The sequence below is a fragment of the Lentzea guizhouensis genome, from assembly GCF_001701025.1.
Classification (GTDB): Bacteria; Actinomycetota; Actinomycetes; order Mycobacteriales; family Pseudonocardiaceae; genus Lentzea; species Lentzea guizhouensis.
Genome location: NZ_CP016793.1, coordinates 8053276 through 8075283, shown reverse-complemented (window position 1 = coordinate 8075283; position 22008 = coordinate 8053276). Strand labels below are relative to the sequence as shown.

Below are 22008 nucleotides of genomic sequence, written 5' to 3'. Positions count from 1 at the left end.
TCAGTCTGGTCGCGAGTGCTCAGTCCGGCCAGACGAGCAGCACCGCGCACGGCGCGTGGTCCACCACGAACCGGCTGACCAGCCCCAGGGCGCCGGTGGTCACCGTCGCGCGCCAGCACGAGCAGCTCGGCGCCCTCTGCGGCCGCGACGACCTCCCGCTCGACCCGTCCAGCCCGTTCCAGCCCGCACGCACGGCCGCCCGAGCCGCGCTGCCGCCGCTGCCGGCAGGTCGGTGCCCGAGGTCGTGGCCAGCTGCTCCACGGCGTCGCCGGGGTCGCGTTCCGGATGCCCGCGCCCGAGCAGCCCGGCGAACGCCCCGTGCGCCACCTCCGGCACGTCGTGCCCGCTGACGTGCAACAGGGTGATCTCCGCACTCAGGTGGTCGCGCACCGCGTCGACGCGCGCGGGCCAGCTGCCTTCGACGACCCGGACGAGGACTGCCGCTCAGCCTCCGATCACCAGCAGGGACCCCCACAGTGCCACCACCGCCGCGACCAGACTCGCCGGCACGGTCAGCAGCCCCAGCCTCGTGAACTCACCGAGGTCGACGTCGTGGTCGTGCTGGTGCACGATCCGCCGCCACAGCAACGTCGCCAGCGACCCCGCGTAGGTCAGGTTCGGCCCGATGTTCACCCCGAGCAGCACCGCCAGCACCGCCCCCGGCCCGGTCCCCGCCACCAGCGGCAGCAGCACCAGCACCGCGGGCAGGTTGTTGATCAGGTTCGCCAGCACCGCCGCCAGCCCCGCGATCGCCAGCAGCGCGAGCAACCCGCTCCCGTCGGGGATGACCCGTGCCAGCGCCGCGCCGAGCCCGTTGTCCACGACCGCCTTGACGATGATCCCCAGCGCCAGCACGAACGCCAGGAACGGCACCGACACCGCCCCCACGATCTTGCGCACCGTCATCCGCCGCCCCAGCGCCCTGACCGCCAGCACCGCCGCCCCGGCCGTCGCCGCCCACGCCGGATCCACCCCGGCCGCCGACGTCACCACGAACCCGGCCAGCACCGCCACCACCGTCGCCAGCGCGAACACCGGCATCTCCGGCACCTCCTCGCGCCGCGGCTCGGCACTCGTGCCGAGCTCGCTCGCGAAGAACCGCCGGAACACCACGTACTCCGCCAGCACCGCCACCACCCACGGCGCCGCCATGAGCCCCGCGAACCGCGTGAACGACAACCCGCTCGCCGTGAAGGCCAGCAGGTTCGTCAGGTTCGACACCGGCAACAACGTCGACGCCGTGTTCGACAGGTGCGTGCACGCGTACACCGGCGCCTTGGGCCGCACCCCTGCCCGCGCCGCCGTCGCGAACACCACCGGCGTCAGCAACACCACCGTCGCATCGAGGCTCAGCACGGCCGTGATCACCGACGCGAGCCCGAACACCCCGCCCAGCAACCGCTGCGGCCGCCCCGCCGCCCACCGCCCCAACCAGGCCCCGCAGGCCCGGAACAACCCCTCGTCCGCACACAGCTGCGCCAGCACCAGCACCGCCGCCAGGAACCACACCACCGGTGCCAGCCGCACCGCCTCGTCCCACGCGTGCGGCAGGCCGATCGCCCCGGTCAGCACCGCGATCCCGGCGGCCGGCACCGCGACCACGGCCTCGGGCCAGCCCCACGGGCGCACCACCGCGCACACCAGCACGACTCCGAGCAGGACGACCGACACGGCCTCCGCCAGCCACCCGCTCAACACCCGGAACTCCTGTCTCGCACTCCGATCGGCGCAATCGAACCACGGGCCCGCGGGCGGCCGCGCACCCGGACACGACGGCCGCCCGCAATGTCCGAACTGCGGCGATGAGTCTCGTCAGGACGCCGTGAACGTCAGCGCGAAGCTCGCCTTCCCCGCGGGCAACCGGTACTGCGGCAGCACCCCCGGCCCGCACGACGCCGTCCCCAGCCCGTGTTGCGCCAGGTCCAGGTTCAGAAACACCCGATCGCGCGCCCGCAGCTCGTCGGTGTGCGTGGCCGCATCGAGGTCCTCGGACGTCCACCGGCGCGCCGCGAAGTCGAACACCGGCGAACCCTCCACCCGCAGCCGCCGCACGCCGTCCGAGAGCTCCAGCCACCGCGCGTCCGCCCGGTTGCCGTTCTCCTGCGGGAACACGTACGGCGTCTGCAGACCGTCCACCGTGGACGAGAACCGGCCGACGCGCACCGCCTGCCTGCTGTCCGCGTACGCCTCGCCGGGGCCGAGACCGAACCACGAGACCGCGTCCAGCGAACCCGGCACCGCCAGCCGCAGGCCCAGGCGCGGCAGCGGGCACGGCCACTCGCCGTCCGGGGTCACGTCGAGCTCCAGGCGCACCCGGTCGCCGGACGCGGTCCAGAGGTAGGTGGCGTGCATGCCGAAGCCGAGCGCCGGCGGCGCCACCCGCGTCCGGACCAGCAGCGAGTACGCGTCCGCCTCGACCGACACCACCGGTGCTGCAGCCGGTGCAGGCCCCGCGCGCCACGCCCGTTCGTCGGAGGCCAGGCGCCGCCGCGGTCGTTGTCCGTCGGGCGCGCCAGAGGTCGAGCCGGGGCCGTCCAGCGCGAACGGACCGAGCCGGGTCAGCTGTCCGGTCACCGGCGAGAACTCACCGGGCCCGAGCCGCAGCACGCCGGAACGCTCGACGGTCGCGCGCCGGCACCGCCGCCACTGAGCGACCGCTCACCTCGACCTGGCCGACCGCGACCACGTGCCCGGCCTCCGCCCACCGCGTGGCCGCGCCCAGCACGGCCCGTACGGTCAGCCACCCCTCACCGGACACCTCGGGCAACGACGGCAGCGCCACCGCAGCATCCCCGCCGGCCGCCACCGCGGGCACCGCCAGCACCCCGGACGCCACCTCCACGCCGTCGTCCTCGTACTCCCACAAGAACCGCAGGTGCTCCAGCGAGACGAAGTCGTAGAGGTTGGACACGCGCACACCGCCATCAGCCGCGGAAATCCGCACCGGCGCGAACACCGCGGCGAACTCCACCAAGCCCGGCGACGGCGTGCGGTCGGGGAACACCACCCCGTCGATCACGAAGTTCCCGTCGTGCAACGGTTCCCCGAAGTCACCGCCATACGCGATCCGGCCGTCCACGGCGATCCCGTGGTCGATCCACTCCCAGATGAACCCGCCCTGCACGTGCGGGTACTTCTCGAACAACGCGCGGTACTCCAGCATCCCGCCCGGCCCGTTGCCCATGGCGTGCGCGAACTCGCACAACACGAACGGCAACGCCCGGCGCCGGGCGTTCGGGTCGTCGCGCCGCCCGATCCGGTCGACCTCCTCGTGCGAGGCGTACATCCGGCTGTGCACGTCCACGTACTCGCAGTCGAGGTCGCCCTCGTAGTGCACCGGCCGGGACGGGTCGCGGTCGCGCGTCCACGCCGCCATCGCCGCCAGGTTCGCGCCGGTGTGCGACTCGTTGCCCAGCGACCACAACACGATCGAGGGGTGGTTCTTGTCCCGCTCGACCATCCGCCGCATCCGGTCCAGATAGGACTCGGCCCACATCGGCTCGGAAGAGGGGTTGGCCGCCCAGCCGAGCTCGGTGAAGCCGTGCGTCTCCAGGTCGCACTCGTCGACCACCCACAGGCCGTACTCGTCGCACAACGACAGGAAGTACGGGTCCGGCGGGTAGTGGCTGGTGCGGACGGCGTTGACGTTGTGCCGCTTCATCAGTTCGACGTCGGCCACCGAGAACTCCCGCGGCACCGCACGGCCGGACGACGGGTGGTGCTCGTGCCGGTTCACCCCGCGGAACACCACCCGCGACCCGTTCACCAGCAGCACGCCGTCGACGATCGACACGGTCCGGAACCCGATCCGCACCGGCACCCGTTCGGCGTCCGTGTGCACGACACCGTCGTAGAGGTGCGGACTCTCGGCACTCCACGGCTCGACGGGCACCGACACCGTCTCACCGGCGGGCAGGTCGTGCACGCCCAACGACGGCACGCTGATCAGCAGGCCGGCACCGTCCACCGACAACGTGCCGAGCCCCGACTCGTGGTCGTAGGACGCGTTCACCTGGTGGTCCGCCACCCCGCCGCGCGGCCGGGACAGCAGCGTGACGCTGCGGAAGATCCCCGAGAGCCACCACATGTCCTGGTCCTCCAGGTAGCTCCCGGACGACCACTGGTGCACCCGCACGACCAGGACGTTCCGGTGTGGCCGGAGCACCGCGCTGACGTCGAACTCGGAGGGCAGCCGGCTGCCGCGCGTCACGCCCAGCTCGACGCCGTTGAGCCACACCCGCCCGCACGAGTCGATGCCGTCGAACCGCAGCACCGCCGGCTCGTCCGGCCAGAACACCGGCAGGTCGAACACGAACCGGTGGTCGCCCGTCGGGTTCTCCGACGGCACGAACGGCGGCTCGACCGGGAACGGGTACCGGACGTTGGTGTACGCCGGCGACCCGTGGCCCTGCAGCTGCCAGTGACCGGGAACGGCGATCGTGTCCCAGGAGCTGTCGTCGAAGTCCTCGGCCGCCACGTCGTCGGCGAGCACGGCGGTGGGGGAGAGGCGGAAGCGCCACGCGCCGTCGAGAGGCAGGGAGGCCGCGTCGGAGGTGGAGAACGCGCGTGGGGGCAGCGCGCCGTGGCCGGGGCCGGGGTCTTGGAGGTAGCTCGGCTGAGACATGTGTTCCTTCGCCCTCGAGAGTGCCTGCGGCGGCCGGTCACCAACATCACCAGCGGTGGCACGACCGCCGCTGGAGCTTGGGTGTTCCACGTGGTGACGAATATCCGTGAGCGTTCCCGTGAACGTTCACGGACTGCGGCGAAGCATGGGCCGGTCGAGTCGGGGTGTCAACCGTCTGGCGGGAAAGCAGCAGGTCAGGCGGACTCGCGCACGGTCAGCGCCGCCGTGACGACCAGCTCGTCCCCCAACAGCGGCTGCTCGCCATCCAGCAGCCGAGCGGCCTGCTCGACGGCGAGGGCGCCGATCCGCTTCGTGTCCAGTGCGACGCTGGTGAGCGCGGGGTCGACCACGGTGCCGAGCTGCAGCCCGTCGAACCCGACCACGGCGAGGTCGTCCGGCACCTTCAGGCCACGCCGGCGAGCCGACCGCAGCGCGCCGATCGCGATGATGTCGTTGAACGTGAACACCGCGGTGAGCCCGGGATGCGCGTCGAGGAGCGTGGTGAGAGCTTCGGTGCCGCCGTCGACCGACTGCTGCGCCCCTGTCACGGCGGTCGTCAGCCCGTGCGCGGCCATCGCCTCGCAGAACCACGCGTGCCGTTCGCTCGGGCCGGCGCGGTTGGCGTGGTCGAGCATGCCGATGTGCCGGTGCCCGGCCGCGACCAGGTGGTCGACGGCGGCCCGCACGCCCTGCCTGCCGTCGATGACGATCGAGCTGAACCGGCCGGCGTTCGCGTCGCGGCCGATCAGCACCACCGGCATGCCGCGGGTGTGCCGGTCGAGCTCGGTCTCGGCCAGGGTGAAGTAGCCGACCACGGCGTCCACCTGGGAGCCGATGACCTTGAGCGTGCCGCGTTCCTCCTCGGCGCTGTCCGCCGTGGCGTGGACGACGACGTGCCAGCCGCGCGACCGGGCCGCCTCCAGTGCGGCGGCGGCGACCTCGGTGAAGAACGGGTTGAGCAGGTCGGGGACGACGAGGCCGATCGTGGTGGTGTCCGGCCGCACCAGGCCGCGGGCGAAGCGGCTCGGCCGGTAGCCCAGCTCGCGCGCCGCGTCGAGCACGCGCTGCTTGGTGGCGCCGTCGATCTCGCCCTTGTCGTTGAGCGCGCGGGACACCGTCTGCCTCGACACGCCCGCGGCGCTCGCGACGTCGTTGATCGTTGCGCGCTTCATGACGCCCGAGTATGCCCGCCGCTACCCGATCAGACGGCGACGCCAGTCCAGGGGAGTCACGGCGATGGTCTGGCCGGGGTTGCGGTCCCAGCGGGTGGTCAGACCGGCGGCGTGCAGCGCGGCCACGACCTCGTCGCCGACGGCGGTGGTGGTCTCGGCCGTGCCGTCGAAACCGCCGTACTGCAGCGTCAGCCCGTGGCCGGCCGCGGCGGCGTCCGTGGACTGGGTGTGGAAGTAGACGAACCCGCGGGCGCCCGGTTCGGCCTCGTCGCCGATCTCGGCGTTGCCGCAGGTGCGGCAGCAGGTGAAGTTCTCGCGGGCGGTGATGCCGGCGTCCTCCAGGGCGGTGAACGCGCGGGTGAGCCGCTCCGGGTCGGTCTCGCCCCGCCACGAGGACTGCTCCGCGACCCGCTCCAGCCAGAGCCGGTCGGCCAGCGCCCGCGCCTGCTCGGGGGAAACCGGCTTGCGGTCCTTCGTGACCAGGTGGTCCTCGGCGAGCTGGGCCAGGTCGGCGCGGGAGGCGTACCCACCGGCCAGCACCTCGCGAACCCGCTGCTCCAACGACGTGCGCTCGTCGTCGGCGAGGTCGAGCGGCGGCACCTCACCGGCGGGCGGCAGGTCCAGCGGCGACCAGGCCAGACCGGCGTCCCACCCGCCTCCTGCCGGCCCACCCGACGAGGGCGGCGACCACGGCGCCGGGTCCGTCGGCCGTCGCGGCGAAGTGCCGGTCCGCGCGCCGTCGCGGTGCTCCACGTCGTGGGCGCCGCCGGTCTCGTGCCAGACCTGGGCGAAGACCTCGGGCAGGTCCGGCACCCGCTGCAGGACGAGGAACCGGTCGCCGGCGCCACCGATCCGGTGCACCAGCGCGGCCAGCGCCTCGGCGGACGGGCGTACGTGCCGCTCGCCGTTCTCCGTCTGCACCGTGATCTCCAGCATGCGCAGACTTTCGCACACGGCTCAGGTCGTCACGGAGGCCAGTGCGTCGAGCACGGTCGTCACGGGTGCACGCGAGCCCCGCCGCACGGCAGCGGTGATCCGTCGCGTGACCGGCAGCTCGCGCGCCACCACGTCGTAGCGCGGGTCGACGGCCAGCGCGGGCAGCAAGGCGACCGCCAGACCGGCTTCGACGTGCTTGAGCGTCAGCATGTAGTTGCTGAACCGCGCCATCACGCGCGGCTCGAAACCCGCCTGCCGGCACAGCCGCGTGGTCAGCGTCGCCATGTACGAGCCGGGCACGTCGAACGCCCACCGCTCGTCCTTGCACGCCTTGAGGTCCGCCGCCGGGTGGCCGGGTGGGGTCAGCAGCACCACCGGGTCCTCGCCGAGCGGCACGACGTCGATGTCCGGCGGCACCGGCAGTTCCACGAAGTCGGTCGTCGTGATGATCACGTCGACCTCGCCGGCCAGCAGCGCGGGCATGCTCGCGTGCGGCTCCAGCTCGACCAGTTCCACGTCGAGGTGCGGGTGGCTCAGCCGTTCGACCGCGGGCACGGCGATGGTGTGGATCGAGCTCTGGAACCCCCCGAGCCGCACCCGCCCGGACGGCTCGGCGTTGAGCCCGCGCAGCTCGGCCTCGACGGCGTCCATGTGGTCGAGGACCGCCCGCGCCCGCCGGGCCAGGATCAACCCGGCCGATGTGAGCCGCACGCGCCGGCCCGTGCGTTCGAGGAGCTGTGTGCGCGTCTCGGTCTCCAGCACCGCCAGCTGCTGCGACACGCTCGACGCACTCATGTTCGCCGCGTGCGCCACCGCACGCACGGTGCCCAACGCGTCCAGTTGGCTCAGCAGCTTCAACCGCCACGGGTTCAGCGTCATGCTGTGCAGTATTCCCGAACAGCAGCGATGGATTTGTGAGATGGACCTGATGCTCACCCGCTCGTAGCGTCCTGACCCATGCAGACCTTCTGGGAGGACGTCGACCGCCACCTCGTGCGCTACGGCGGCACGTTCACGCGAGAGATCATCGACAGCGCCTCCGGCAGCTTCCTCTTCACCGAGGACGGCCGCCGGATCCTGGACTTCACCTCCGGCCAGATGAGCGCGATCCTCGGCCACTCACACCCGCGGATCGTGGCGACCGTCCAACGCCAGATCGCCAACCTCGACCACCTCTTCAGCGGCATGCTCAGCCGCCCGGTCGTCGACCTCGCCCGCCGCCTCGCCGGGACCCTGCCCGCGTCGTTGCAGAAGGTGCAGCTGCTCACCACCGGCGCCGAGTCGAACGAGGCCGCCCTGCGGATGGCCAAGCTCGTCACCGGCAAGCACGAGGTCGTCGCCTTCGCCCGGTCCTGGCACGGCATGACCGCGGGCGCCGCGGCCGCCACCTACAGCGCGGGCCGCAAGGGTTACGGCCCGGTCAGCGGCAACTTCGCGATCCCGGTGCCTTCCGGCGACTGGCTGGCGCAGCTCGACCTGGCGTTCGACCTGATCGACGCCCAGTCCGTCGGCTCGCTGGCCGCGTGCATCGTCGAGCCGATCCTGAGCTCGGGCGGCATCCTGGAACCGCCCCTGGGCTACTTCACGGCGTTGCAGGCCAAGTGCCACGAGCGCGGCATGCTGCTGATCTTCGACGAGGCCCAGACCGGGCTGTGCCGCACCGGGACCTGGTACGCGTTCGAACGCGACGGCGTGGTCCCGGACATCCTGACGTTGTCGAAGACGCTGGGCGCCGGCCTGCCGCTCGCCGCCGTGGTCACCTCCGCGGAGATCGAGGCCGAGGCGCACGCCCGCGGCTACCTGTTCTTCACCACGCACGTCTCGGACCCGCTGGTCGCCGCGGTCGGCAACACCGTGCTGGACGTGCTGGTGGAGGACCGGCTCGACGAGCGGGCGGTGAAGCTCGGGGCGCACCTGCGCACCGGGCTGGACGACATCGCCGCGCGGCACGACCTGGTGACCGACGTGCGTGGACGTGGGTTGCTGGTCGGGGTGGAGATCGGGGACGAGTCGCTGCACACGCCGATCACGCGGAAGTGCCTGGAGCTGGGGCTGCACATGAACATCGTGCAGACACCGGGGATGGGCGGGGTGTTCCGGATCGCGCCGGCGTTGACCACGACGGAGGAGGAGCTGGAGCTCGGCCTGAGCATCCTCGACGAGGCGATCGGATCAACTTCCGCATAGCGTGGGCGGCATGGCGCTCACCGAGGAAGAGACCGCGATCATCGCCCTGGTCGGCGAGTTCGTCGACCGCGACGTGCGGCCGACGGCGCGGGAGCTCGACCACACCGACACCTACCCGGAGAAGCTCATCGCCCAGATGAAGGAGATGGGCGTCTTCGGGCTGGCGGTGCCGGAGCCGTGGGGGTCGGTGGCGGTGTCGGCCGAGTGCTACGCGATGGTGACCGAGCAGCTGGCGCGCGGCTGGATGTCGCTGGCCGGTGCGATGGGCGGGCACACGGTCGTGGCCAAGCTGCTGGTGGCGTTCGGGACCCGGGAGCAGCAGGACGCGTACCTGCCGCGGATGGCGACCGGCGAGCTGCGGGCGACCATGGCGTTGACCGAGCCCGGCGGCGGCTCGGACCTGCAGGCGATCCGCACGACAGCGCGCAGGGAAGGCGACGAGTACGTCGTCAACGGCTCCAAGACGTGGATCACCAACGCGCGCAGGTCCGGGCTGATCGCGTTGCTGTGCAAGACGGATCCGGCCGCCTCGCCACCGCACCGAGGCGTCTCCGTGCTGCTGTGCGAGAAGGGACCGGGGTTCACGGTCTCCCGCGACCTGCCCAAGCTCGGCTACAAGGGCGTCGAGAGCTGCGAGCTGTCGTTCGACGACTTCCGCACACCCGCGACCGCGGTTCTCGGCGGCGAGGAGGGGCAGGGGTTCGCGCAGATGATGCGCGGCCTGGAGATCGGCCGGATCCAGGTGGCGTGCCGGGCCCTCGGTGTCGCGCAGGCGGCCCTCGACGACTCGCTCAGGTACGCGCAGGAACGCGAGAGCTTCGGCAAGCCCATCTGGCAGCACCAGTCGATCGGCAACCACCTGGCCGACATGGCGACCAAGCTCGAAGCCGCCCGCCAGCTCACCCTGCACGCCGCGCGCAGGTACGACTCGGGCGAGCGGGCCGACCTGGAGGCCGGCATGGCCAAGCTGTTCGCCTCCGAGACCGCGATGGAGGTGGCGCTCAACGCCGTGCGCATCCACGGCGGCTACGGCTACTCCACGGAGTTCGACGTCGAGCGGTACTTCCGGGACGCGCCGCTGATGATCGTCGGCGAGGGCACCAACGAGATCCAGCGCACCGTGATCGCCCGTCAGCTGGTCAAGCGGGCGGGGTCATGACCACCGACCTGCTGCTGCCCGACCCCGCGCACGCACTGGGCGCGTTGCTCGACGTGCCGGTGCCCGACCTCGCCGAGGAGGGCCTGCCGCCGTTGTGGCACTGGCTCTACCTGCTCGACCGCCCGGCGCAGGCCGACCTCGGACCGGACGGGCACCCGTTCCGCAACACCGTCCCGGTCCCGCCGCCGGGACGACGTCGCATGTGGGCAGGAGGCCGGGTGCGCCGGTCGGGGCCGCTGCGGTGCGGCGAGACGGCCACCAGGGAGACGACCGTGCTGTCCGCACAGGACAAGCAGGGCAGGTCGGGACCGTTGACGTTCGTCGTGGTGCGGCACCAGATCTGGCAACGCGGCGAGGTCGTGGTCGAGGAGGAGCAGGACATCGTCTACCGCGAACCCGGCATCACACCGGAGTTCCCCGAGACGCCGGACGTCGAGCCGGCCGAGGACGAGTGGGCGATCGACGTCACGCCGACGCTGCTGTTCCGGTTCTCCGCGCTGACCTACAACGCCCACCGCATCCACTACGACCGCGACTACGCGAGGGACGTGGAGGGTTATCCCGGTCTGCTCACCCACGGGCCGTTGCAGGCGCTGGCGATGGCCGAGGCGGGCAGGAAGGCGGGACTGGCGGGCGACTTCGAGTACCGGCTCGTCGCACCGCTCTTCGACCACCAGGGGATGGTCGTGACCCCCACCTCGGTGCGCGACCGGTACGGGCGGCGGACCGCGACCGGCGGGTTCACCGGAGCGCGCCGGTGAACCCGCCGGTCCTCAGACAGCGGTGACTTCCTTCTCGGTCTTGCGGCGCCGCAGCCGCAACACCACCGCCACCGCGAGCAGGACGGCCAGGACGCCGTAGGCCACGGCCGCGAACGGGCTCGCCACCAGCGCGGACAGGTCGCCCTCGCTGATCTGCAGGGTCCGGCGCAGCTGTTCCTCCGCCATCGGGCCGAGGATCATGCCCACCACCAGCGGTGCGACCGGGTAGCCGTGCCGGCGCATGAAGAAGCCGATCACACCGATCACCAGCAGCACGATCAGGTCCTCCACCACGAAGTTCACCGCGTAGGTGCCCAGCGCGGCGAACAGCAGGATGCCCGCGTACAGGTAGGGGCGGGGGATCTGCAGGACCTTCACCCAGATCTTGACCAGCGGCAGGTTCAGCACGAGCAGCATGACGTTGCCGATGTAGAGCGACGCGATCAGCGCCCACACCATCGCCGAGTTGTTCGAGAACAACAGCGGCCCCGGCTGGATGCCGTAGCTCTGGAACGCCGCCACGATCACCGCCGCCGTCGCCGTCGTCGGCAACCCGAGCGTCAGCAACGGCACCAGCACACCGGCGGCGGCCGCGTTGTTCGCCGCCTCCGGCCCGGCGACGCCCTCGATGGCACCCTTGCCGAACTCCTCCGGGCGCTTGGAGAGCTTCTTCTCCGCCGCGTACGACAGGAACGTCGACACGTCGGCGCCACCCGCGGGCACGGTGCCGATCGGGAAGCCGATCGCCGTGCCGCGCAGCCACGGCTTCCAGGACCGCGCCCAGAACTCGCGCGTGGCCCACTTGCCACCGACCGGGATGACCTCGACCGGACCGTGCCGCAACCGCGACGCGACGTAGATCGCCTCGCCCACCGCGAACACGCCGACCGCCACGACGACGACGTCCACGCCGTCGGCCAGGGTCGGGATGCCGAGCGTGAACCGGGACTGGCCGGACAGCGTGTCGACACCGATCAGGCCGATGAACAAACCGAGGCCCAGCGACGCCAGGCCGCGCACGGGGGAGGACCCGAGCAGCGCGGCGACCGTCGTGAACGCCACGACCATCAACGCGAAGTAGTCGGCGGGACCGAGGGTGACCGCGAGGTCCGCGATCGTCGGGGCGAGCGCGGTGAGCAGCACGGTCGCGATGGTGCCCGCCACGAACGACCCGATGGCCGCCGTCGCGAGTGCCGCCGCGCCCTTGCCCGCGCGCGCCATCTTGTTGCCCTCTAAGGCTGTCACGATCGAGGACGACTCACCGGGCGTGTTGAGCAGGATCGACGTGGTCGAACCGCCGTACATGCCGCCGTAGTAGATGCCGGCGAAGATGATCAGCGCGGCCGTCGGTTCGAGCGTGTAGGTCAACGGCAGCAGCAACGCCACCGTCATGGCCGGGCCGATGCCCGGCAGCACGCCGACCGCGGTGCCGAGCGTGACGCCGAGCAGCGCGTAGAGCAGGTAGAGGGGCTGGGCGGCGGTCGCGAAACCGTCGAGCAGCGCGGTGATGCTACCCATCGAGGAGGGGCACCCCCTCGAACACGCCGGCGGGCAGCGACAGCCCCAGCCCGGAGGCGAACACGACCTGCACGACCAGCGCCAGCACGACGGCGACGATCAACGCCCGCCACCACACCGCGCCCAGCGCCCACGCGGCGCCGAAGAACAGCACGGTCGCCGCCACCGGCCACCCGGCGATGTCGATCAGCGCCAGGTGCGCCACCAGCACGACGACCAGCTTGCCCACCGTGGCCCAGTCGGTGCGGCCGCCGGAGTCGACGTCCTCACCGTCCTCGGCCTGACCCAGCTTGCCGCGCGCGGTGGCGATGATCGCCGCGATGCCCGTGACGACCAGCAACGCGCCCACGGCGTAGGGAAAAGCACGCGGCCCGACGGAGCTGTCGGTGCCGCGGGAGGCGATCGTGGTCGCGTCGACCAGGACGAACGCCCCGATCGCCACGACCAGACCGCCGAAGCCGTACTCCTCGGCCCTGTCAGTGCTCACTTCGCGAGGCCCATTTCCTCGAGCGCGGGCTTGATGCGGCCGATCTCCTTGGTGAGGAACGTGGAGAACTCGTGACCGGTCAGGAACGTGTCCGTCCAGCCCTTCTTCTTGAGCTCCTCCTGCCACTGCGGGCTGTCGTGCATGTCCGTGACGAGCTTGATCAGCCGGTCCTTGGCCGCGGGCGTGATCGAGCCGGGCGCCACCACACCACGCCAGTTGATCAGCTCGACGCCCTTGCCGACGCCCTTGAGCGTGGGCGCGCCGAGGTCGGCGTGCTCCTTCGGGCCGGACGTGCCCAGCGCGCGCAGCTTGCCCGCCTTGATCTGCTCCCGGTACTCGCCGACGCCGGAGATGCCCGCGTCGACCTTCTTGCCGAGCAGCGCCGCCAGCGACTCACCGCCACCGGAGTAGGGGACGTAGTTCAGCTTGAGGGGGTCGATCTCCTTGGCCTGCAGCAGCATCGCGGCGAGCACGTGGTCCGTGCCGCCCGCGGAGCCACCGGTGATCGAGACGCCCTTGCCCTTCTCGTTCACGGCGTTGAGCAGGTCGTCGATCGTCTTGTGCGGCGAGTCGGCCGGCACGACGACGACCTCGTCCTCCGCGGTCAGCCGCGCGATCGGGGTGGTGTCCTCCATGCGCGTGTCCACGCCGTTGGTCTCCACCGCGCCGACCATGACCAGGCCGGTGACCATCAGGTACTGCTCGGAGCGCTCGTTGGCGAGCTTGCGCAGCCCGACCGTGCCGCCCGCGCCGCCGACGTTGGTGACCTGGATCGATCTGACCAGGTCAGCGCCGCTCATGGCCGCCTGCATGGCCCGCGCGGTCTGGTCCCAGCCGCCGCCGGGGTCGGCGGGCGCCATGATCTCGAGCTTCGTCATCGCGTCGGCGCCGCTGCCCGACTTCTGGCCGCAGCCGGCCACGAGGAGCCCCATGGCGGCCACCACCGCGACCAATTTCCTGCTCATCCTTCACACCTGTTCCCTAGGCGATGTTGGCCGGGACGGTAGGGACGGCTGCGTTCACACGTAAGCAAACGGTCGTAAGACTCGTATTGGTCGTTTAGTTTGTGGCAGCGAACACTTTCATTGCCGTAGAAAAGTGACTCATGCGCCGCCGTCGCCGTGTCTCCTTGGGCGTCTCACTGCTGGTCCTGCAGGTCGTCATCGTGCTGGTGACCACCTGTGCCGCTGGGCTGCTCGCGGCCAAACTGCAGAGCGATCGCATCCGAGAGGCCTACAAGGACCGCATGCTCTCGGTCGCTGAGAGCGTCGCCCGGTTGCCGACTGTCATTGGTGCTTTCGGCACTGCGGACCCTGCTGCGACCATCCAGCCGTTAGCCGAATTGATACGCACGGCGTCCGGCGTGACCTACGTGGTCGTGACGGACCACAGGGGCGTCCGCTACGCCCACCCCGACCCGCGCCGCATCGGCGAACACGTCTCGACCGACCCGACCACGGCGCTGTCCGGCCAGATCTTCGTCGGCACCGAGACGGGCACCCTGGGCACCTCGCTGCGGGCCAAGGTGCCGATCAGGTCCGACGACGGCCGGATCATCGGCATGGCGTCGGTCGGCATCCTGGAGAGCCAGCTGTCCGACGACCTCGCCGAGGACCTGCCGGAGCTCATCGGCTGGCTGGCACTGGCCGCGCTGGTCGGCGTGCTGGGCTCGGCGCTGGTGACCCAGCTCGTCCGCCGCCGCACGTTCCGCCTCGAACCCGCCGAGATCGCGCAGCTGCTGGAGACCCGCGACGCGATGCTGCACGGCATCCGCGAGGGCGTGGTCGCGGTCGACTCGCACGGCCGCCTGGCGTTGGTCAACGATGAGGCCGTGCGACTGCTCGGCCTCGACACCGACCCCACCGGCCAGCCCGCGGACGACGTGCTCGACGCGGGCGTCCTCGACCTGGCCCGCGGCGACGACGTGTCCGACCGCCTGGTCCTGGCCGGCGAACGCGTACTGGTCGCCAACCGCATGACCGCCAAGACCGCCGGTCGCGCCGTCGGCGTCGTCCTGACCCTGCGCGACCGCACCGAGCTGCACGAGGCCCTGCGCCAGCTCGACGGCCAGCGCACCGTCACCGAGGTCCTGCGCGCCCAGGCCCACGAGTTCTCCAACCACCTGCACGTCATCGGCGGCCTGGTCGAGCTCGACCGCCGCGACGACGCCGTGGCCTACATCGAACGCGTCGGCGGCGCCGGCTCCATCACCTCCGAGATCGTCATCGGTGCCGGCGCCGACCCCGCCCTGGCCGCGCTGCTGCTCGCCAAGTCGTCCACCGCCCACGAACGCGGCGTCGCGCTGCGCCTGGACGCCTCCTCCGCGGTGGACGTCCGGGCCGGCGACGACGCCCTGACCGTCCTGGGCAACCTCCTCGACAACGCCGTGGACGCCGTCGACACCGGCGGAACGGTCCGCGTCCTGGTCCGCTCCTCCGACGACGGCGTCCGCGTGGTCGTGGACGACGACGGCCCCGGCATTGCCGAGTCGGACCGCGGCCGCGTCTTCGACCTCGGCGTCAGCACCAAGGCCGTGGCAGGCGCCCACGGCAGAGGCATCGGCCTCGCCCTCGTCTCCCGTGTCGTCACCCGCCGCAAGGGCCGGGTCGACATCACGGACAGTTCACTCGGCGGCGCGTCGTTCGACGTGTGGCTACCTGAAACGGGGAACAAATGACCGTCCGCACGCTCGTGGTCGACGACGACTTCGCAGTCGCCGCAATCCACCGCGAGTTCCTCAGCGCCCTCCCCGAGTTCGACGTGGTGGGCGAGGCCCACGGCGGCGGCGAGGCCCTGCGCGCCGTGGAGACACTGCGCCCGGACCTGGTGCTGCTGGACATCCACCTCCCGGACATCTCTGGCCTGGAGGTCCTCGCCCGCCTGCGCGCCCGCTCCGGCCCACCCGTGGACGTCATCGCGGTGACAGCCGCCCGCGAGCTCGACACCGTGCGCCAGGCCATGTCCCGCGGCGTCGACCACTACCTCGTGAAGCCCTTCACCCGCGCGGCCTTCGTGGACCGGATGCAGCAGTACGTGGTGCGGCGCACCGAGTTGCAGCGGTTGGGCCAGTGGCTCGACCAGGACGAGGTCGACCAGCTGCTGCAGCACCGGCCTCGGTCCGCCGGCGTGCCGAAGGGGTTGTCGGCGTTGACGTTGAAGCTGGTGATCGCGGCGCTGCGGGACTGCGACGGGGACCTGTCGGCGCAGGAGGTCGGGGAGCGGGCCGGGTTGTCGCGGGTGAGTGCTCGGCGGTATCTGGAGCACCTGGTGAGCATCGGGAAGGCGGAGGTGCAGCCGAGGTACGGGATGGCGAACCGGCCTTCGCACGGTTACCGGTTGACCTGATCCGCCCTTCGGCGTCGCCACCAGGGAGGCGGACGGAGGTGCGGGCGCCGTGCGGTCGTCGAGGCGTTGCACGACCGCGGTCGTAATGGCGTCGTCGGGCACTGGATGTCACCACGACCTTTGGGTGAAGTGACCTGGGTCACCAAAGTCGGAGATTTCTGTGACCTGGGGTGGGATGCGCCGGTCTCCGTTTCCGAACGGGTGACGTCGGGCGCGAGGTGAGGGTGTTGGTCGTGACGGTGCGGGAGTGGCTGGGGCAGGTGTCCCCGGAACTGGTGGTGGCTGCGCGGGAGGGTGACCGGGAGGCGTTGGACGCCGTGGTCGAGGCCTACCTGCCGCTGGTCTACAACATCGCTGGTCGCGCGCTGTCCTCGGACGCCGACGTCGACGACGTGGTGCAGGAGACGATGGTGCGGGTCATCCGCGGCATCGGCGGGTTGCGGGAGCCGGAGCGGCTGCGGTCGTGGCTGGTGGCCGTGACCGTCAACCAGGTTCGCGAGCACTACCGGCGGCGGGACCTGGCGCCGGCGCCGTTGGAGGAGTACGACCGGGCGGATCCGGAGGCGGAGTTCGTCGAGGTGGCGTTGTCGCGGCTGCACCTCGCGCAGCAGCGGCGTGAGGTCGACGAGGCGGCGCGGTGGCTGGACCCGGCCGATCGCGAGCTGCTGGCCGTGTGGACGCTGGAACGCGCCGGGCAGCTGAGCCGGGCCGAGGTCGCCGACGCGCTGGACCTGAACGCGCACGCGGTGACCGTGCGGGTCAGCAGGTTGAAGGGGCGGCTGGAGACGATCCGGCTGCTGGTGCGGGCGTTGCGGGACGAGCCGCGCTGCGGTGGCCTCGCGCGGGCGGCGCAGGAGTGGGACGGGCAGCCGAACCCGTTGTGGCGCAAGAGGTTGCTCCGGCATGTGGATGAGTGCGGGCGGTGCCGGCGCGGGGTCGCGGACGCGATGCCGGTCGAGCGGGTCCTGACGGGTGTGGGGTTGCTGGTGGTTCCGGCGGGTTTTCTGCCGCTGCTGCTGGAAAACCTCAGTCGACCGGTGGCCGCGCCGGCGGCACACCTGGTGGAGATGACCGTGCTGGAACGGATCGGTGGCTTCTTGGCGGCGAAACCCGCGCTCACGGTCGCGGCTGCCGTGGTCGTCTGCGCCGCGGCCGGTGTCACCGGTGCGTGGGTCTTCAGCCCGGACGACCCGCCCGCGCCACCGGCGGCGCAGGCCCCGGCCGCGCTGACACCCGTGGTGACGACGTCCGCGGTGCCTCCCAGCAGTTCGGCGGCTCCGGCCAGCTCCGCCGCGCCGAGCAGTGCGACCACGCCGGCCACGACGACCACGACGTCCGCCGCTCCGGCGCCACCGCCTCCCGCGACCCCGGCGGAACGCGTGCTCGCCCACCTCAACGCGGCCCGCGCGAAGGAGGGACTGCCGCCGTTGACGATGGACCCCGCACTGGTCACGGCGGGCGAGCGGCACAACCAGGCGATGATCGCGGGCTGCGGCCTGTCACACCGCTGCTCCGGTGAGGCCGACCTGGGCGACCGGATCACGGCGGCCGGCGCGAGGTGGAGCACGGTCGGCGAGAACGTCGGCATGGGCGGCCCGGTCGCGAACGCCGCCGACCCGATCTCGGCCATGGCCGTCAAGCTGAACCAGGGCATGATCGACGAGAGGCCGCCGGACGACGGTCACCGCAAGAACATCCTCAGCAGGTCGTTCACCCGCGTCGGCATCGTGGTCACCCGCGACGCCAAGGGCACGGTGTGGATGACCCAGGACTTCGCGGGCTGACCGGAAGCGTTGCGCGCGGACGCCGGTGCCCGCGGTCGAAATGGCAGCACCAGGCTGCTCTCCCCGGTCACCGGCGGGCCTCCAGCGCGTCGAGGACCAGTTCCAGCCCGTACTCGAACTCGTCGCCGGAGTCGTACCCCGTCATGACGTGCTCGACGACCTCCTTCAGGTGCGGCAGCTGTGCCACGTGCTCCAGCAGCCCGTCCGCCGCCTGCTGGACGTCACCGGGCAGGTTCGCCTCGTGCAGCACGTAGCCGTTGACGTAGCTGTCGATCAGCGAGATGCCGTGGACCGCCATCGCGACACCGAACCCGGCGCCCCGCAGGATCCCGAGGAAGGCGTTGTGCCGCTTCAGGGTCGCGTGTCCGGGGTGGTGCCGGGAGTCGAGGAGGCCGAGCGCCCACCGGTGCCGCCCGAGCACTTCGCGGGCGATCTGGGCCCGCGTGCGGATGGCCGTGCGCCAGTCCTCGTCGGTGACCGGCGGGTCGATCGCCGTGAACACGACGTCCACGACCATGCCCATGCCCATGCCGTTGTGGTGGGGTCACATCAACAAGCGCGTGTTCAACCGGATCGTCCTGCGGGGCGACAAGTACCCGGTCATGACCCATGTCGGCCGCACGTCCGGCGCCACCTACCGCACCCCGATGGACGCACTCCCGACCGGCGACGGGTACGTGTTCATCCTGGTCTACGGGTCGAGATCGGACTGGGTGCGCAACGTGCTGGCGTCCGGCTCCGCCCGGCTGCGGGTCGACGGGAAGGAGGTCGAGCTGACTGCACCGCGCCTCGTCGGCGAGGAGGAGGCGTTCGGCACGGTGTCACCCGGCGCGAAGCGACCGCCGAAGATGCTCAAGATCACCGAGTTCCTGCGGATGGACCTGGCCTGAGCCGGGCGAGCACGAGCGCCGTCTCCTCGGCGTGGTCGAGCTCGGCGATGACGAGCGCGGCGTGCCGCAGGTCGATGGCGCGCACGTCGTCCCGCAGACCGGGTGGGAGGTCGAGCTCGGGTTCCGGCAGTGCGGCGACGCAGTCGGCCGGGGTCAGTCTGCGGGACGTCATCGGGGGTTCCTCCCGGTCTCGGTGAGCAACGACCTGCCGAGCAGGGTGAGCAGTTCGGCCTCCTGGCGCTGGACCGCACGCGCCGAGGCCACGAGTGCGGCGGTGGCGCGGTCGAGGTCGTCGGCGAGGCGGCGGGCGGCGTCGAGGTCCGGGCCGCCGGAGGCCGGTAGCTGGGCGACCCGTTCCCTCAGCAGGGCGCTGCGCTCGCCCAGGTCGGCGATGGTCGGTGCGGTGTGCGTGGTGGCGAGGTCGGGGCGGCCGTCCCAGTCGCGCGGCTTGCGGAAGCGGGTCAGCCGCTCGACGAGACCGGGAGCCAGTTCGGCGAGCACCGCGCTGTCGCCCGCGTACGTGTGCAGGACCTCGAGCAACCGGGCCACGTCCGGCCGGTCGCGGTGACCGGAGATGATCCGGCGCAGCTCGGGTTCGCGGGCGCCGAGCTTGTGGGCGTGGCGGAGCAGGGCGACGCCCTCGTCGGTGGCGCCGGTGCCGTACTTGATCAGCCCGACCACGAGGTGGGTGTCGGCGAACTCCGGGTCGTGTGCGCGGGCGCGGGCGAACCTGCGGACAGCCGCGGTCAGGTCGCCGTCGCGCACGGCCGCCATGCCGCGCAGGAAGTGGATGTTCCGCAGCCCGACGTCGCGGTGCTCTGACAATGACGCCAGGGTGTCCGCCGCACCGCCGGAGGGCAGCGCGGGCCAGTCCTCCTCCAGCGCCCCGCCGGGGTCGAGCAGCCGGGCGCACTCGGCGAGGAGCTGCTCGATCCGGTGTGCCGCATCAGGTGCCGGGTCGAGCCACTCCGCGAGCGCGAGTCCCAGGTGGACGGACGCGAGCTGCTCGGGTTCCAGCGAGGTCGTGCGCAGGCCCTCGAAGTGGTCGCGCGCGGCCGGGACGTTCTTGTCGAACAACGCCTGCGTGCCGAGCGCGAGGTGCCGGTTGCGCAGGTCGGCTGGGATGTGCTCGGTCAGCTCCCCGAGCCGTTCGACCTTCGCGAACAGCCCGGCGGCGTCGTCGAGCCGCCCGTCCGACACGGCCTCCGCGGCGCGCTGGAACTTCACGACGGCGTACAGCCTGCGCATCCGCCGTCCCGTCAGCAGCCCTTCCGCCATCGCGGTGTCCAGAACGGACTCCGCCGCCTCGAAGTCGCGGCGGGTCGACCGCAGGTGCGCGAGCAGGTAGAGGACCGACGGTTCCGCCGGGTTCTCCCGGTGCAGCGCGGCGAGCCGGTGCTCGGCCTCGTCCAGCGAGTCGATCTGGAACAGCGCGAACGCGATGTGGAACCTGGCCTCGTTGCGCAGCTTCGCCGGCAGCTGGCCCTCGAGCCGGGTCAACGCCGGCAGCGCGCGCCGGAACTCACCCGCGTCCACCTGCGCGAGCGCCTGCTCGTAGGCCTGCCTGCGCCGCCGCGGCAGCAGAACTCCCAGGTACACCAACGCGACCAGGCCGAGCAGGGCGACAGCGACCAGGAGGAACGTGACCGCGGAACCGGACTCGGCCGGTCCGACGACGACCTTCACCGGCAGCTGACCGCCGGGACCGGACACGACCGCGTCGTAGCTGCCCTCCGGCAGCGACGTCTCCGGCACCGTGACCTCGGTGCCGGAACCGCACGCCGTGAGCGCCAGCGCCGTACCGGTGATCAGTGCGGTTGTTCTGCGAACCGGGAACGCCACAGCTCCGCCTCCTCCGTCGTGAGCAGCTGGCTCTCCCGCATGCGCCCGATGCGCCGCAACGCCTCCGCGTGGGTCTGGTCCGCCTCGTGCGACCGGTCCAGCTCCAGCCAGCACCGCCGGTAGGAGAGCAGGAGGTTGAGGTCGCCGGGCGCCAGCCGGGTCGCCGAGTAGAGCGCTTTCGCCGCCTCGGCCGGATTTCCGCGCGCCCGGTGCACCTCCGCGCTGCGCCGCAACGCCGTCAGCCGTTCGGAGCGGTCGCCGTGCCGCGAGAGCACGGCCAGGTCGTCGAGCAGCTCGTCGGTGTACCGGCCAAGCTCCCACCGCAGCGACGCGCGGGTGCGGCGCAGCCCGAGATCGTCGGTGGCGATCGGCACCGCGAGGTCGAGGCAGCGCAACGCGAGCGCCGGGTCCGCAGTCGAGCTCATCCGTGCGGCGATCGGCACGACCCGCGGGTCGTCACCCATGGCGCGCAACACCTCCAGCACCCGGTCGGGCAGCAGCGCCCCGGCGAGCCCGGCAGGTCCACCACGGCCTCGAGCGCGGCGAGCAGGTCGCCGGCGTCGTCCGGCCGGGCCTGCGGGTGCGGGTGGCGGTAGCGCTCGATCGTCCGCACCACCGCCTGGAACTGCGGGGTGTGGTGCAGGAACACCGGGACGCGCGTGCCCGTGGCCGACAGCAGGACGCCGCGCGCCTGCGCCTCGACCCGGCCCTCGTCGTCGTACGTCCCGGTCGCCGGGCCGAGCACCTGCGCCACCAGCGTGCCGAGCGCGTAGCCGTCCAGGGCGACCGTGGCCGTGCCCCTGATCAGCTCCGGTGCCAGCGGGGCGAGCGCCGTGGCGTCCAGCCCGAACAGGTCGCGCGGAGTGGGCCGGGCGATCGGCGGGCACGGCACCAGCCACGGCAGCCACCGGCCCGCGTGCCGCATCAGCACGATGCTGCGCAGGCTCAGGCCGAGCGGGTGCACCGGGCTCGCCTGCCAGAGCTCCACCGCCCGGCACACGTCGGCGGCCAGCGCGACGCGTTCCGGCCAGTCCAGCGGCCCTGCCAGCCGTTCCTCCAGCGTCTGCCACGGCGGTGTGACCGCGTAGGAGACGTAGAAGTGGCCGTCGGTCCAGCCCTCACCGGTGATCTCCAGCAGCCGCGGGTACCGCCGGTGGCGCAGCCGGGTGAGCGCCTCGCGGAACGCCTCGTCGCAGAAGCGCGGCTCCACGACCCGCAGCACCGTGTCGTGCGCGCGCCACAGCGAGCCGCGGTCGGTGACCCCGAGCATGTCCTGCAACTGGACGCCGTGCGGTCCCTGCAC

At 72.0% G+C, this 22008-nt stretch carries 22 protein-coding genes; 7 read left to right on the top strand and 15 right to left on the bottom strand.

Going from position 1 to position 22008, the window contains the following annotated elements; all coding sequences use genetic code 11:
• Window positions 1-99: 99 nt before the first annotated feature.
• The 7 genes from BBK82_RS38685 to BBK82_RS38660 all read right to left on the bottom strand — a co-directional run bounded on the left by BBK82_RS38685 (window position 100) and on the right by BBK82_RS38660 (window position 7611).
• Complete coding sequence (locus tag BBK82_RS38685; protein WP_218920473.1) at window positions 100-390, bottom strand: hypothetical protein; 291 nt, start codon at window positions 388-390, stop codon at window positions 100-102.
• Window positions 391-444: 54 nt separating this feature from the next.
• Entirely contained in the window at window positions 445-1695 is a 1251-nt protein-coding gene (locus tag BBK82_RS38680) for an SLC13 family permease (protein ID WP_065921699.1), read from the bottom strand.
• A gap of 117 nt (window positions 1696-1812) precedes the next feature.
• Entirely contained in the window at window positions 1813-2607 is a 795-nt protein-coding gene (locus BBK82_RS55130) for a beta-galactosidase small subunit (protein ID WP_237047808.1), read from the bottom strand.
• Window positions 2585-4624: a glycoside hydrolase family 2 TIM barrel-domain containing protein gene (locus BBK82_RS38675; protein WP_237047807.1), complete on the bottom strand. Its 2040-nt coding sequence runs from the start codon at window positions 4622-4624 to the stop codon at window positions 2585-2587. Before BBK82_RS38675 ends, BBK82_RS55130 begins: the two co-directional genes overlap by 23 nt.
• Window positions 4625-4818: 194 nt before the next feature.
• Entirely contained in the window at window positions 4819-5796 is a 978-nt protein-coding gene (locus BBK82_RS38670) for a LacI family DNA-binding transcriptional regulator (RefSeq protein WP_065919366.1), read from the bottom strand.
• A 21-nt stretch (window positions 5797-5817) separates the two neighbouring features.
• Window positions 5818-6732, bottom strand: a complete 915-nt coding sequence (locus BBK82_RS38665) for a DUF6891 domain-containing protein (protein ID WP_154697763.1) — start codon at window positions 6730-6732, stop codon at window positions 5818-5820.
• Between the two features lie 21 nt (window positions 6733-6753).
• Complete coding sequence (locus BBK82_RS38660; protein ID WP_065919365.1) at window positions 6754-7611, bottom strand: LysR family transcriptional regulator; 858 nt, start codon at window positions 7609-7611, stop codon at window positions 6754-6756.
• Window positions 7612-7689: 78 nt separating this feature from the next.
• Here BBK82_RS38660 and BBK82_RS38655 point away from each other — a divergent pair, with 78 nt between their 5' ends.
• The 3 genes from BBK82_RS38655 to BBK82_RS38645 are packed head-to-tail and all read left to right on the top strand — an operon-like array spanning window position 7690 to window position 10839.
• Entirely contained in the window at window positions 7690-8919 is a 1230-nt protein-coding gene (locus tag BBK82_RS38655; RefSeq protein WP_065919364.1) for an aspartate aminotransferase family protein, read from the top strand.
• A gap of 10 nt (window positions 8920-8929) precedes the next feature.
• The gene (locus BBK82_RS38650) at window positions 8930-10078 is read left to right on the top strand and encodes an acyl-CoA dehydrogenase family protein (protein ID WP_065921698.1); all 1149 of its coding nucleotides are present in this window, start codon (window positions 8930-8932) and stop codon (window positions 10076-10078) included.
• The gene (locus BBK82_RS38645) at window positions 10075-10839 is read left to right on the top strand and encodes an HTD2 family dehydratase (RefSeq protein ID WP_065919363.1); all 765 of its coding nucleotides are present in this window, start codon (window positions 10075-10077) and stop codon (window positions 10837-10839) included. Before BBK82_RS38650 ends, BBK82_RS38645 begins: the two co-directional genes overlap by 4 nt.
• Before the next feature lie 12 nt (window positions 10840-10851).
• Here the strand turns inward: BBK82_RS38645 and BBK82_RS38640 are convergent, their stop codons facing one another.
• Genes BBK82_RS38640 through BBK82_RS38630 form a run of 3 tightly spaced genes read right to left on the bottom strand, consistent with a single transcriptional unit; the run spans window position 10852 to window position 13809 of the window.
• Complete coding sequence (locus BBK82_RS38640; RefSeq protein WP_065919362.1) at window positions 10852-12357, bottom strand: tripartite tricarboxylate transporter permease; 1506 nt, start codon at window positions 12355-12357, stop codon at window positions 10852-10854.
• The gene (locus tag BBK82_RS38635; RefSeq protein ID WP_065919361.1) at window positions 12350-12844 is read right to left on the bottom strand and encodes a tripartite tricarboxylate transporter TctB family protein; all 495 of its coding nucleotides are present in this window, start codon (window positions 12842-12844) and stop codon (window positions 12350-12352) included. Before BBK82_RS38635 ends, BBK82_RS38640 begins: the two co-directional genes overlap by 8 nt.
• Window positions 12841-13809 (bottom strand): Bug family tripartite tricarboxylate transporter substrate binding protein, encoded by a 969-nt coding sequence (locus BBK82_RS38630; protein WP_065919360.1) that lies wholly within the window; start codon window positions 13807-13809, stop codon window positions 12841-12843. Before BBK82_RS38630 ends, BBK82_RS38635 begins: the two co-directional genes overlap by 4 nt.
• Window positions 13810-13949: 140 nt before the next feature.
• On the opposite strand from BBK82_RS38630, the gene BBK82_RS38625 reads away from it, so the two are divergent.
• From BBK82_RS38625 to BBK82_RS38615, 3 genes are all read left to right on the top strand, one after another.
• Window positions 13950-15521 (top strand): ATP-binding protein, encoded by a 1572-nt coding sequence (locus BBK82_RS38625; protein ID WP_065919359.1) that lies wholly within the window; start codon window positions 13950-13952, stop codon window positions 15519-15521.
• Window positions 15518-16189: a response regulator gene (locus BBK82_RS38620; protein WP_065919358.1), complete on the top strand. Its 672-nt coding sequence runs from the start codon at window positions 15518-15520 to the stop codon at window positions 16187-16189. Before BBK82_RS38625 ends, BBK82_RS38620 begins: the two co-directional genes overlap by 4 nt.
• 233 nt (window positions 16190-16422) lie before the next feature.
• Window positions 16423-17973 (top strand): sigma-70 family RNA polymerase sigma factor, encoded by a 1551-nt coding sequence (locus BBK82_RS38615; RefSeq protein WP_218920472.1) that lies wholly within the window; start codon window positions 16423-16425, stop codon window positions 17971-17973.
• A gap of 67 nt (window positions 17974-18040) precedes the next feature.
• Here BBK82_RS38615 and BBK82_RS38610 read toward each other — a convergent pair whose 3' ends face one another.
• Complete coding sequence (locus tag BBK82_RS38610; RefSeq protein WP_065919357.1) at window positions 18041-18502, bottom strand: TetR/AcrR family transcriptional regulator C-terminal domain-containing protein; 462 nt, start codon at window positions 18500-18502, stop codon at window positions 18041-18043.
• Between BBK82_RS38610 and BBK82_RS38605 the strand changes: the two genes are divergently transcribed.
• Complete coding sequence (locus BBK82_RS38605; protein WP_065919356.1) at window positions 18495-18863, top strand: nitroreductase family deazaflavin-dependent oxidoreductase; 369 nt, start codon at window positions 18495-18497, stop codon at window positions 18861-18863. The genes BBK82_RS38610 and BBK82_RS38605 overlap by 8 nt on opposite strands.
• Here the strand turns inward: BBK82_RS38605 and BBK82_RS38600 are convergent.
• From BBK82_RS38600 to BBK82_RS38585, 4 genes are read right to left on the bottom strand one after another with little or no spacing between them, the layout of a single operon-like run.
• The gene (locus BBK82_RS38600) at window positions 18832-19035 is read right to left on the bottom strand and encodes a hypothetical protein (RefSeq protein ID WP_065919355.1); all 204 of its coding nucleotides are present in this window, start codon (window positions 19033-19035) and stop codon (window positions 18832-18834) included. The genes BBK82_RS38605 and BBK82_RS38600 overlap by 32 nt on opposite strands.
• Entirely contained in the window at window positions 19032-20705 is a 1674-nt protein-coding gene (locus tag BBK82_RS38595) for a tetratricopeptide repeat protein (protein WP_065919354.1), read from the bottom strand. The genes BBK82_RS38600 and BBK82_RS38595 overlap by 4 nt, the downstream gene beginning before the upstream one ends.
• The gene (locus BBK82_RS38590) at window positions 20672-21169 is read right to left on the bottom strand and encodes a hypothetical protein (protein WP_065919353.1); all 498 of its coding nucleotides are present in this window, start codon (window positions 21167-21169) and stop codon (window positions 20672-20674) included. Before BBK82_RS38590 ends, BBK82_RS38595 begins: the two co-directional genes overlap by 34 nt.
• On the bottom strand, window positions 21127-22008 hold the full coding sequence (locus BBK82_RS38585) for a serine/threonine-protein kinase (protein ID WP_065919352.1): 882 nt from the start codon (window positions 22006-22008) through the stop codon (window positions 21127-21129). The genes BBK82_RS38590 and BBK82_RS38585 overlap by 43 nt, the downstream gene beginning before the upstream one ends.